The organism is Brevundimonas sp. 2YAF1, assembly GCF_052114745.1.
Lineage (GTDB): Bacteria > Pseudomonadota > Alphaproteobacteria > Caulobacterales > Caulobacteraceae > Brevundimonas.
This window is the reverse complement of record NZ_JBFRFI010000003.1, coordinates 214,633-226,656: the sequence shown is the minus strand read 5'-3', so window position 1 is coordinate 226,656 and position 12,024 is coordinate 214,633. Positions and strand designations below refer to the sequence as shown.

Here is a 12,024-nt window from a genome sequence, read left to right as displayed (position 1 = left end):
GTTGACTAAGCGGGAATAGCGCCCGACAAGTCGATCACCCTTTTTGAAGCGGTCCCGTCGCCCTTGTCTCTCCAGATTTGGGCGTCGGGACCGTCTCGCTTTATGGAGTCTGCCCAGTGTCCGGTCATCTGATGGGTGTCTACAATCGCGCGCCGCTGGAAGTGGAGCGCGGCCTGGGCGTCCGACTGTGGGCGACTGACGGCACCGAGTATCTGGACTGCGTCTCGGGCATTTCGACCAACGCGCTCGGCCACGCCAACCCCAAGCTGGTGCAGGCGGTCAAGGATCAGGCCGAGAAGCTGTGGCACGTCTCCAATATCTTCAAGATTCCGGGTCAGGACGCGCTGGCTGACGCCCTGTGCCAGAAGTCCTTCGCCGACGTGGTCTTCTTCACCAACTCCGGCACCGAGGCCGTCGAGTGCGCGCTGAAGACGGCGCGTAAATTCCACTCGGCCAACGGCCAGCCGGAACGGATCGACATCTACGGCTTTGACGGCTCGTTCCACGGCCGCACCTATGGCGCGATCAACGCCGCCGCCAACCCCAGCTACACCGAGGGCTTCGGGCCCAAGATGGAAGGCTTCTACCAGCTGACCTGGGGCGACAAGGAAGCCCTGACGGCCGCCTTCGAGAACCCGACCACGGCGGCCATCATCCTGGAGCCGGTGCAAGGCGAGGGCGGTTGCCGCGCCACGCCGGAAGAAGAATTGCGCTGGATGCGCGACATGGCCGACCAGTACGGCGTCCTGATCATCTTCGACGAGGTCCAGTGCGGCATGAGCCGGACCGGCAAGCTGTGGGCCCACGAATGGGCCGGCATGACGCCCGACATCATGGCCATCGCCAAGGCGCTCGGCGGCGGCTTCCCCATCGGCGCCTGCCTGGCCACGGCCGAAGCGGCCAAGGGGATGACGGTCGGCGCGCACGGCTCGACCTTCGGCGGCAACCCCCTGGCCATGGCCGTCGGCCAGGCCGCCTTCGCCGAGGTGTCGTCGGACGCCGTCATCGCCAACGTCAACGAGGTCGCCGGCTATCTGAAGCAGCAGCTTCACGGCCTCAAGGAACGCTTCCCCGACGTGATCGTCGAGGTGCGCGGCAAGGGTCTGCTGCTGGGCGTCAAGCTGGTCCCCAACAACCGCGACTTCATGGGCTGGGCCCGCGACGAGGCAAAGTTGCTGGTCGCCGGCGGCGGCGACAACCTGGTCCGCATCCTGCCGCCGTTGAACATCACCCTCGAAGAGGCCCGCGAGGCTGTCGAGAAGTTCGAAACGGCCTGCGAGTTCGCTCGCGCCCAGCTGTCGGTCTGATTCCTTCGGCCGAGGCCCGACTGACGTTCTGATTACGGAGACCTGAGATGGTCCGTCACTTCCTCGATATTCACCGGCTTGAAGCCGCTGATCTGCGCGCCATTCTGGACGACGCCCATGCCCGCAAACAGGCGCGCAAGGGCTGGCCCCAGGGGCGTCCCGACGCCGATGCGCCGGGCAAGGACCGCGTCCTGGCCATGATCTTCGAGAAGAACTCGACGCGCACCCGCTTCAGCTTCGACGCGGCCATCCGTCAGTTGGGCGGCTCGGCCATCATCGCCACCGCCGCCGACATGCAACTGGGGCGCGGCGAGCCGGTCGAGGATACGGCCAAGGTCCTGTCGCGCATGGTCGACGCCGTGATGATCCGCGCCAACAATCATGAGGATGTCGAACGCTTCGCCCGCGTCTCGACGGTTCCGGTGGTCAACGGCCTGACCGACCGCAGCCACCCGTGCCAGATCCTGGCCGACCTGCTGACGATCGAGGAGCATATGGGGCCGGTCGCGGGCAAGACCATCGCCTGGGTCGGCGACGGCAACAACGTCTGCCACAGCTTCATGCACGCGGCGCCCAAGTTCGGCTTCCAGCTCAACGTCGCCTGCCCGGCGGAATATCACCCCGATCTGCGCGATCTGGAGAAAGGCGGCGACCACGTCTTCCTGACCAGCGACCCGCGCGAGGCGGTGGCCGGCGCCGACGTGGTCGTCACCGACACCTGGGTGTCGATGGGCGATCAGGACTATGAGGCGCGTCTGGCGGCCTTCGAACCCTATACGGTCGATGAGGCCCTGATGGGTCTGGCGGCGGCCGACGCCGTCTTCCTCCACTGCCTGCCGGCGCACCGCGGCGAAGAGGTGACGGACGCCGTCATCGACGGGCCGCAGTCGCTGATCTGGGACGAGGCCGAGAACCGCATCCATGCCCAGAAGGCGGTCCTGGCCTGGTGTTTCGCAGGCGCCTGACGGCGCCTGCTCATTCTTTCGGCCCTAACGCTTCGCGCTGCTTGAGGGCCGTCGCCCCTTTGGGCCCTAACGCGCTTCGCGCTGCTTGAGGGCCGTCGCCTTTCCTCCCCGCTTTGTGGGGAGGAGGGACCGCGCAGCGGTGGAGGGGCGTCGCGCCGTTAGCTGTGCGTCAGTAGGCGGTGGGGAAGGTCCGACCCCCCAGCACCGAGGCCAGGTGGATCAGCAGCAGCACCGCCAGCGCGGCCGCAGCCAGCATGATGAAACGCCACGGCGCCATGCGCGGCCCCTTCGCCAGGTCCGGCGGCCGGGCGCCGCGCCAGCCGGAAAAGACGGCGACGGCGCTCGAGGCGGCCAGCAGGATGAGGGTCAGCGAAGGGCTCATGGCGAGGGCAGGTGGCGTCTAAGGCGCCGCTTCGCAAGCTGAATTCTTGCGAGAAGATGAATCTAAACGCGACGTTAACCATGTCGGCGTGAAAAGCGGCGGACCGCGAGCAAGCGCAACGGGCGGTTCCGTCGCCGGGCGCCAGATGTAGCGGTTAACGACACGTTTACACGCTTGATCTGGAGCGGTAGCGTCACCCTATGGGTCGGGAGGCGAATCAGTGAGCGCAGCAGCGCCGTGGAGCGTGAAGGGGATCGACCCCAAGGCTCGCGAGATCGCCAAGGACCTCGCGCGCCGTTCGGGCATGACCCTGGGCGAATGGCTGAACTCCATGATCATGGACGAGCCGGACGAGGACGAGAGCGTCACGCCCCTGCCGCGCCGCACGCCCATTCCCGATCCCTATGACCGCCGCAGCCGCTCGCGGCGCCTCGACGACGTCTATGGCCTCGAGGACGAGGGGCCGAGCCGGGTCGGGGCCTCCATCGAAGTCATCGCCGGTAGGCTGGAAGCCGCCGAGCGCCGCTCGACCGTCGCCATCCAGGGCATTGATCAGGCCGTGGCCGGTCTGGTCCGCCGTCTGGACGGACAGGACGACGTCGGCGCGAGCTACGCCCGCCGCATCGACGACATCGCCGAGGAACTGCGCGAGGGCCATAAGCGCCTGCGCCGCTTCGAGCAGGAAACCGGCCCTAAGACCGAGGAAGGCTTCGCCAAGCTGGACGCCGCGCTCGGCGCCGTCTCCAGCCGTCTGTTCGATCTGGACGAGCGCCAGCGCACCACGATCGGCGACCTGCGCGAACGCATGGAGGCGGTCGAGAAGGCCGCCGGCCCCGGCGTCGGCACGGAGGTCCTGGCCCAGGTCGGCGCGCGTCTGGACGAGGCCCAGGTCCGCACCTCCGAGGCCCTGAAGGGGCTGGAGCGTTCCTTCGCCGCGCTGGACCTGCGTCTGCGCGACGCCGAGAGCCGGGTCGAGCCCGAGCACGCCCGCGAGGCCGCCCGCTTCGAGAAGCTGGCCGAGACCCTGACCCGTCAGGTCGAGGGCAGCCGCAGCGAGATGATGCGCCGCCTCGACGTGGCCGAGACCGAGGGGCGGGTGGAGCGCATCGAGCGCGCCCTGGCCGCGGTCGGCGACCAGACCCGCGCCGCCGAGCAGCGCTCGGCCGACGCGGTCGAGGCCATGGGCCGCGAGGTGCTGCGCATCGCTCAAAACCTGAACGCCCGGGTCGAAAAGGTCGAGGCCGGCGGTCCCGCCGCCGAACAGGTCGACGCTCTCGGCAAGGCCCTGAACGAAAAGCTGGACCGCGACATGGGCCGCTACGTCCAGGCGATGGACCAGCGCATCACCCGGTCCGACGACCAGCATGCCCTGGCGCTGGAGCGGCTGGGCGGCGAGATCACCCGCATTTCGGACCGCCTCAGCGAACGCATCGCCCAGTCCGAGCGTCGGTCGGCTCAGGCGCTGGACGATATCGGCCGTCGCCTGGCCGAGAACACCGACAAGATCGAGCAGCGCTACGACCGCGCTTCGGGCGATCTGGCCGAACGGATGCGTCAGAGCGAGGAGCGCACCGCCCGCCTTCTGGCCGAGGCCCGCGACAGCATGGAGCAGCGCGGGACGCGCGCCGTCCGGCGCGAGACCCCGCTGGAAAGTCCCGAGCCGACGCCGTGGAGCCCGGCCGAGAGCCCGAGCGGCGACTGGCGCGCCGCCGCCTTCGCCGATCCGGTGGACGACTGGTCCGATGATGCTCTGGGCGGCGCGCTGGACGCCGCGCCCTTCCCCGCGCCGGCGATCCCCGACCCGGAGCCGGCCTTCATCGACCCCCTCGAGGTGGAGCCCGTCGCGCCCGCGCCGTTCGGCTCCGCCCCGGAACGGGCGCGCTTCGGCTCGATCTCGACCGATCTCATGCTTGAAGCGGGCTTCGACGATTTCGGCGGCGCCGACGTCAGCGACGTTCTGGACGAGACGCCGGTCGGCGGCTTGCCGCCGCTGGTCGACGGGCCGGCCGCCGACGACGGCTTCTCCGCCGAAAACGACTTCATCGACCCCGCTGCCCTGCAGGCCGGGGCGGCGGCGGGGCGCGCGGCCTCGACCCGCGACACGCTGGACGCCGCCCGCGCCGCCCTGGCGCCGGCCGCCGACGAGCCGCGTCAGGCGTTCGGCCTGAAGCTGAAGCGCGGCGGCAAGTCCAAGCTGCAAGAGCGTCTGGACAAGCAGGCGTCGCGCGAAGGCTCGACCATCCGCAAGGCGCTGGGCGCCTCGGCCGTGGCGGTGATGCTGGTCGGCGGCGGCTACGCCTTCGTTCAGGTGGCCGAGGACAATGGTCTGGCCTTGACCCTGCCCGGGACGGGCCGGACGCCCATCGACGCGACGCCGAGCGCGGCGCCTCTGGCGGCCGTGGCCTTGGACGCCGCGCCGACCGACGCCGTGCCGTCGCCCGACCTGGCCGCGACCGAGGGCGCGGCCCTGTTCGCCCGGGCGGTGCAACTGCTCGACAACGGCGACGACAGCGGGCTGGAGACGCTGAAGCGCGCGGCCGACCTGGGTCATGCGGGGGCGCAGCTGCGTCTGGCCGGCCTCTATCAGGAAGGCGGCGCCGGCCTTGCGCCCGATCCGGCCGAGGCGCGGACCTGGGCGCGGCGCGCGGCCGAGGGCGGCGAGGTCCGGGCCATGCACTATTACGCCATGCAGTTGTACGACGGCGAGGGCGGCGCGCGGAACCGCGTCGAGGCCCTGACCTGGCTCAAGAAGGCCGCCGAGGCCGGTCGCGTCGACAGCCAGTACAATGTCGCCCGTCTCTACGAGAAGGGCGACGAGGGCGTGGCCGCGAACGCGACCGAAGCCTTCAAGTGGTACATGATCGCGGCCCGGCGCGGCGACCAGCAGGCGCTGGCGGCGGTGCAGCGGCTGACGCCCGCGACCTCGGCCGAGACGCGCCGCGTCGCGCGCGAAGCCGCCGACGCCTTCACCGTCGAGCCGGTCGCCTGACAGCCTTGGCGTAACGGGCCGAGGTGAAAGGCAGGGCGGGGGTGGCGGTTCGCGGCCGCCGCCGCTAAGACCGGAGCCTAGTCGCCTTGCCGGCGCTGTTCTGCGTTCCCTTCCAGCCGAAGGCGCGTGCCGTGGATATTTACCTGCCGATCGCCGAGGTTTCGGTGAACTGGCCGTTCCTGGTTCTGCTGGGCGCGCTGGTCGGCTTTGTCTCGGGTCTGTTCGGCATCGGCGGCGGCTTCCTGATGGCGCCGGTCCTCGTCTTCATGGGCATCCCTCCGACCGTGGCGGTCGCCAGCCAGGCCAGCCACGTCGTCGCCTCCTCCACATCCGGCGTGATCCGCTACTCGGGGATGAAGGCGGTCGATTATCGCATCGGCGGCATCATGGCCGGCGGCGGCGCCCTGGGCGCCTTGGCCGGGGTTGAACTGTTCCGCTACCTGCGCCTGCTGGGCCAGGCCGACCTGGTCGTGGCCCTGTCCTATCTGATCTTCCTCGGCTCCATCGGCGGCATGATGCTGTACGAAAGCCTGACGCAGATCCTGCACCGGGTGCGCCGCGAGACCCCGCCGCGCAAGGAACGCCGTCGCCCCATGTGGCTGTACGGTCTGCCGTTCCGCATGCGCTTCCCCCGCTCGGGTCTCTACATCAGCGCCATTCCGCCCTTCGGCCTGGGCGTCTTCGCCGGCATCCTGTCGGCCATCATGGGGGTGGGCGGCGGCTTCATCCTGGTCCCGGCCATGCTCTATGTGCTGCGGATGCGGGCCAGCGTCGTGGTCGGCACCAGCCTGTTCCAGATCATCATCACGACCGCCATCACCACCGTCCTGCAGGCCGGGCGCAACCAGACGGTGGACATCGTCCTGTCGACCATCCTGCTGCTGGGCGGCGTGGTCGGCGCCCAGTTCGGCGCCAAGCTGTCGGGCCGGTTCCGCGCCGAAGAGATGCGCGCGGCCCTGGGGCTGATCGTCCTGCTGGTCGGCATCCAGATGGGGCTGGAGCTGTTCGTGCGGCCGACCGATCTCTTCCTACTGGCGCCGGGGGTGGGGGATTGATGTTCCAGGCCCTGCCGCCCGCGCCCGTCGTCGTTCCCGCCGAAGTCGGTACGGTCGAGCGTTCGGTCGCCACCGAGGGCGAGGTGCGCGTCGCCGCCGCCCTGACCGACGCCCAGGTCCAGGTCGATTCCAGCTTCCGCGGCGCCTCCATCGTCCTCTACGGCGCGGTGTTCAATCCGACTGACGTCCCCGCCGACGTGGTGGTGGTGGTGCGCGGGCCGGACGCGCCGGTGCGTCTGGTCAAGAAGACCCGCAACATGGGCGTCTGGCTGAACAGCCGGCCGGTCCTGTTCGAGGGCGCGCCCGGTTTCTACATGACAGCCTCGACCCGGCCCCTGTCGGACGTGGCGGACTTCGGCCAACTGCGCCGTCTTGGCGTCGGCGTCGACCACCTGCGCATCGATGCGCCGCAGGAAAGCCGCACCGTCACCCGCTACGGCGTGCGCGACGTGGTGGTCAGCCGTCTGGGCGAAAACTACCTGGACTGGCGCCGCGCCGTGATCCGGCTGAAGGAGGCGGCGGCCCTCTACGACACGGATCCGAACGGGGTCCAGTTCGTCGACAGGGGCCTGTTCCGCGCCGAGGTGAAACTGCCGACCGTAGCGCCGACCGGCACATACTACGCCGAGGTCTGGCTGTTTCAGGACGGGGCGCCGGTGTCGGTGTCCAACCTGACCCTGACGGTCGAGAAGGTCGGACTGGAGCGCGACATCTATGAGTTCGCCCACCGGCGGCCGTGGTCCTACGGCGTGCTGTGCGTGATCCTGGCGGCGCTGACGGGTTATGCCGCGTCGCGGGTGTTCAGAAGCAGGTAGGGCTGACCCTCAACCTCCGCTCATCCCGGCGGACGCCGGGATCCAGTAGGAGCCGAGCCCGCGCAGTGGAGCTTCTCGCTCCTTCGACCGCACAGGCCCGTCGTCCAAAGGACTGGATCCCGGCGTCCGCCGGGATGAGCGGGAGGGGAAGGGGGCGCCTCAAAGAAGAAAGGGCGGCTCCTGCGAGCCGCCCTTTCCATTTTCAGCCTGATGTGAAGATCAGGCCGCCTTCTTCTCCGGCGCGAAGCGGCCGTAGAAGGTCTCGCCCTTGGCGGCCATTGCGCGCAGCAGTTCGGGGACCTTGAAGCGGTCGCCGTAGGTCGCGGCCAGACGGTCGGCGGTGTCGACGAAGGTCTTGAGTCCGGTCTGGTCGATCAGGGTGATCGGGCCGCCCGACCAGGGCGCGAAGCCCCAGCCCAGGATGGCGCCCAGGTCGGCTTCACGGGGGTCGTCGATGACGCCCTCGGCCCAGCAGCGGGCGACTTCGACGGCCTGACGATAGAGCAGGCGCGTCTTCAGCTCCTCGACCATCTCCGGGGTGGAGTCGTCGATCTTGACCGGGGCCAGTTCCGACAGGCCCGCCCACAGGGTCTTGGGCTTGCTGTCATAGTCGTAGAAGCCCTTGCCGTTCTTGCGGCCATAGCGACCGCCCTCGACCATCTTGGCGACGATGTCGGCGCCCTCGGCCGGGACATAGGCGTCGCCCAGGTCGATCGCGGTCTGCTTGGCGATCTTGTAGGACAGGTCGAGCGCGACGTCGTCGTGCATCTCCAGCGGGCCGCGCGGCATGCCGGTCATGCGGCCGACGTTGTCGATCAGGGCCGGGGCATAGCCTTCCTCGAGCATGGCCATGCCTTCCATCAGGAAGGTGGAGAAGCAGCGCGAGGTGTAGAAGCCGCGGCTGTCGTTGACGACGATCGGCGTCTTCTTGATCTTCAGGACATAGTCGATGGCCTTGGCGATGGCGGCCGGCTGCGTCTTCTCGCCGAGGATGATCTCGACCAGCATCATCTTGTCGACGGGCGAGAAGAAGTGGATGCCGATGAAGTCCTCGGGGCGGACGCTCGCTTCGGCCAGGCCGGTGATCGGCAGGGTCGAGGTGTTGGAGCCGAAGACGGCGCCTTCAGCCAGTTGCGCCTCGGCGCGCTTGGTCACGTCGGCCTTGATCTCGCGGTTTTCGAACACGGCCTCGATGACCAGGTCCGATCCCTTGATCAGGTCGTAGTCGGTGGTGGCGGTGACCAGGGCCAGCGCAGCGTCGAACTTCTCCTGGGTCATCTGGCCGCGCGACAGGCGCTTCTGCAGCAACTCGGCGACATGGGCCTTGCCCTTGTCGGCGGCTTCCTGGGTCTGGTCGATCAGGACGGTCTCGATGCCGGCCATGACCTGAACATAGGCCACGCCCGCGCCCATCATGCCGGCGCCAAGAACGGAAACCTTGCGGGGATCGGACTTGGGCACGCCCGCCGGGCGCACGGCGCCCTTGTCCAGTTCCTGCTTGGACAGGAAGAGGCTGCGGATCATGGCCTGGGCCTGCGGCGTCATCAGGGTCTTGATGAAGTAGCGGGTCTCGATGCGCAGGGCGGCGTCCATCGGCACCTGAACGCCCTCATAGACGGCCTTCATCAGGTTGGTCGCGGCGGGATAGTTGCCGTAGGTCTGCTTGCGGATCATCGCATTGCCGACCAGGAAGTTCTGGATGCCGGCCGGGTGGTAGGGGCCGCCGCCGGGCAGTTTGAAGGCCTTGTCGTCCCACGGCTGGACGGCCTTGCCGCCATTTTTGATCCAGGCCTTGGCGGCCGCAACCGACTGACCCTTTTCGACGACCTCGTGGACGATGCCCGCGCCCTTGGCGTCGTTGGGGCGGAAGGACTTGCCCTCGGTCATGGCCATCATCGCGGCCTGGACGCCGATCAGGCGCGTCAGGCGCTGGGTGCCCCCGCCGCCGGGGAAGAGGCCGACCTTGATCTCGGGCAGGCCCAGCTGGATCCTGTTGTCGTTCTCGACCACGCGATAGTGGCAGGCGAGGGTGAGCTCGAGGCCGCCGCCCAGCGCCAGGCCGTTGATGGCCGCGGCCACCGGCTTGCCGCAGGTTTCCAGCGCGCGCAGGGCGCCGTTCATCTTCCAGCCCGCGTCATAGGCGTCCTGCAGATTGGCGCCACCGATCATGCCGCCGGCGATGTCGCCCAGGTCGGCGCCGGCGCAGAAGCCCGACGTCTTGCCCGAGGTGAGGACCGCGCCCTTGATGGCGTCGTCGGTCTTGATGCGTTCCACCAGCTGCGGAATCTCGGCCATGACGGACGAGGTCAGGGTGTTCATCGAGCGTCCCGGGACGTCGAAGGTGATCAGGGCGACGCCGTCGGCGTCCACGTCGATCTTGAAGTTTTCCATGGTCATTGGTTCCCGGATCAGACGCGTTCGATGACGGTGGCGGTGCCCATGCCGCCGCCGATGCACAGGGTGATGAGGGCGGTTTCCTTGTCCGAGCGCTCCAGCTCGTCCAGCACCACGCCGGTGATCATGGCGCCGGTGGCGCCGAGCGGGTGGCCCATGGCGATGGCGCCGCCGCAGACGTTGATCTTGTCGTGCGGGATGTCGAGCGCCTGCATGTAGCGCAGGACGACGGCGGCGAAGGCTTCGTTCAGTTCATAGAGGTCGACGTCGGTCGACTTCATGCCCAGGCGACCCAGCAGCTTGTGAGTCACGAACTCCGGGCCGGTCAGCATGATCGACGGCTCCGAGCCGATCGAGGCGGCGCCGCGGATCTTGGCGCGCGGCTTCAGGCCCAGGGCCTTGCCAGCTTCCAGCGAACCGATCAGGACGCCCGCCGAACCATCGACGATGCCGGAGGAGTTGCCGGGGGTGTGGACGTGGTTGACGCGCTCGACCTCGGGGTAGCGTTGGTTGATCACGGCGTCGAAGGCCATCTCGCCCATCATGGCGAAGGAGGCGTTCAGCGCGCCGAGCGTCTGCATGTCCGTGTTCGGACGAATGGTCTCGTCATGGTCTAGGCGGACCAGACCCAGCTGGTCCAGCACGGGGATGACCGACTTCTTGAAGCGGCCCTCGGCCCAGCTCTGCGCGGCGCGCTTGTGGCTCTCGACCGAATAGGCGTCGACGTCGGCGCGGCTGAAGCCCCACTTGGTGGCGATCATGTCGGCCGAGACGCCCTGCGGCACGAAATAGGTGGCGAAGGCGCTGGACGGATCGACCGGCCAGGCGCCGCCGTCCGAGCCCATCGGCACGCGGCTCATGGCCTCGACGCCGCCGCCGACGGCGAAGTCGGCCTCGCCGGACTTCACCTTGGCGGCCGCCATGTTCACGGCTTCCAGGCCCGAGGCGCAGAAGCGGTTGACCTGGACGCCGGCCGTGGTCTGGGCCCAGCCGGCGTTCAGCACGGCGGTGCGGGCGATGTCGGCGCCCTGCTCGCCCACCGGCGAGACGCAGCCGAGGATGACGTCGTCGACTTTCGAGGTGTCCAGGCCGTTGCGGTCGCGCAGCGCCTGCAGCACCTGGCTGGCCAGCGACAGGGCGGTGATCTCGTGCAGAGAGCCGTCCTTCTTGCCCTTGCCGCGCGGGGTGCGCACCGCGTCGTAGATATAGGCGTCGGCCATGAGGTGCGTCTCTCTTTGTTTCTAGGGTCCCTACCGCTTGCCGCACGGCGGCTCGCTGCATGAGGGACAGGTCGGACTTCTAGGGTCCCTATCGCTCGCCGCGCGGCGGCTTGCGGCTTGAGGGACGGATCTGGAATTGAAACTTGGGGCTCAGAAACCCTACGTTTACGTCAACGTCAAGTAACAACCGGCGTGAGGCTTTGTCGCGAATGTCTCGCATCTAGCTGGGCGTTAGGAACGACCTGGCGCGGGTTGCCTTCCCTCAGGAGGCAATCACCCCAGGAGGACCGCCGTGACCCAGACCTATGAAGAGATGGACGCCGTCGCCATGCTGAAGGCCGACCACCGCAAGGTGGAGGAGATCTTCGCCAGTTTCGAGAAGGCGCGGGGCAAGGACCGCAAGCAGGCATTGGCCGAACAGGCCTGCCTGGAACTGAAGGTCCACACCATCATCGAGGAGGAAATCTTCTATCCCGCCTGTCGCAGCCGGATCGAAGAGGATGTGATGAACGAGGCCTATGTCGAGCACGACTCGGCTAAGAGGCTGATCAACGACATCGAGGCGGGCGGCCCGGACGAGGCCTTCTACGACGCCAAGGTCAAGGTGCTGTGCGAGATGATCAAGCACCACGTCAAGGAAGAGGAGACGCGCTCGGACGGCATGTTCGCCCAGGCCCGCGCCGCGGGCCTGGACATGGACGATCTGGCTGAGCGGATGCGCGCGCGCAAGAAAAGCGCGATGGCCCAGCTTAAGGGGCATCCCGAAATCCCGGCCGAGACCCATGTCTTCCATGGCGAGGACAACGCCTTCGCCATGGCCAAGGCGCCGATGATGCGTGCCGGCGGCCGACCGGGGATGGAGATGCGGGAGGCGCGCTGACCTCCCGCAACCGTTGC

At 68.4% G+C, this 12,024-nt stretch carries 9 protein-coding genes; 6 read left to right on the top strand and 3 right to left on the bottom strand.

The features are described from left to right. Positions 1 to 131 precede the first annotated feature (131 nt). Together AB4Y68_RS06315 and argF are read left to right on the top strand one after the other, a co-directional pair. Complete coding sequence (locus AB4Y68_RS06315) at positions 132 to 1,307, top strand: aspartate aminotransferase family protein (protein ID WP_441454758.1); 1,176 nt, start codon at positions 132 to 134, stop codon at positions 1,305 to 1,307. A gap of 47 nt (positions 1,308 to 1,354) precedes the next feature. Beyond that, positions 1,355 to 2,272 carry an ornithine carbamoyltransferase gene (gene argF, locus AB4Y68_RS06310; RefSeq protein WP_441454655.1) on the top strand — a complete coding sequence of 306 codons (918 nt, stop codon included), beginning with the start codon at positions 1,355 to 1,357 and terminating at the stop codon, positions 2,270 to 2,272. A 169-nt stretch (positions 2,273 to 2,441) separates the two neighbouring features. Here argF and AB4Y68_RS06305 read toward each other — a convergent pair whose 3' ends face one another. Beyond that, positions 2,442 to 2,654 carry a hypothetical protein gene (locus AB4Y68_RS06305; RefSeq protein ID WP_441454654.1) on the bottom strand — a complete coding sequence of 71 codons (213 nt, stop codon included), beginning with the start codon at positions 2,652 to 2,654 and terminating at the stop codon, positions 2,442 to 2,444. A 220-nt stretch (positions 2,655 to 2,874) separates the two neighbouring features. Here AB4Y68_RS06305 and AB4Y68_RS06300 point away from each other — a divergent pair, with 220 nt between their 5' ends. The 3 genes from AB4Y68_RS06300 to AB4Y68_RS06290 all read left to right on the top strand — a co-directional run bounded on the left by AB4Y68_RS06300 (position 2,875) and on the right by AB4Y68_RS06290 (position 7,513). Next, entirely contained in the window at positions 2,875 to 5,643 is a 2,769-nt protein-coding gene (locus AB4Y68_RS06300) for an SEL1-like repeat protein (RefSeq protein WP_441454653.1), read from the top strand. Between the two features lie 131 nt (positions 5,644 to 5,774). Beyond that, positions 5,775 to 6,698 (top strand): sulfite exporter TauE/SafE family protein, encoded by a 924-nt coding sequence (locus tag AB4Y68_RS06295; RefSeq protein ID WP_441454652.1) that lies wholly within the window; start codon positions 5,775 to 5,777, stop codon positions 6,696 to 6,698. Continuing rightward, on the top strand, positions 6,698 to 7,513 hold the full coding sequence (locus AB4Y68_RS06290; protein ID WP_441454651.1) for a TIGR02186 family protein: 816 nt from the start codon (positions 6,698 to 6,700) through the stop codon (positions 7,511 to 7,513). The genes AB4Y68_RS06295 and AB4Y68_RS06290 overlap by 1 nt, the downstream gene beginning before the upstream one ends. 219 nt (positions 7,514 to 7,732) lie before the next feature. Here AB4Y68_RS06290 and AB4Y68_RS06285 read toward each other — a convergent pair whose 3' ends face one another. Both AB4Y68_RS06285 and AB4Y68_RS06280 read right to left on the bottom strand, forming a co-directional pair. Then, complete coding sequence (locus AB4Y68_RS06285; protein WP_441454650.1) at positions 7,733 to 9,904, bottom strand: 3-hydroxyacyl-CoA dehydrogenase NAD-binding domain-containing protein; 2,172 nt, start codon at positions 9,902 to 9,904, stop codon at positions 7,733 to 7,735. Positions 9,905 to 9,921: 17 nt separating this feature from the next. Next, a complete protein-coding gene (locus AB4Y68_RS06280; protein WP_441454649.1) occupies positions 9,922 to 11,127 on the bottom strand; it encodes an acetyl-CoA C-acetyltransferase in 1,206 nt (401 codons plus the stop codon). Between the two features lie 292 nt (positions 11,128 to 11,419). On the opposite strand from AB4Y68_RS06280, the gene AB4Y68_RS06275 reads away from it, so the two are divergent. Further along, positions 11,420 to 12,007, top strand: a complete 588-nt coding sequence (locus AB4Y68_RS06275) for a hemerythrin domain-containing protein (protein WP_441454648.1) — start codon at positions 11,420 to 11,422, stop codon at positions 12,005 to 12,007. Positions 12,008 to 12,024: the final 17 nt, after the last annotated feature.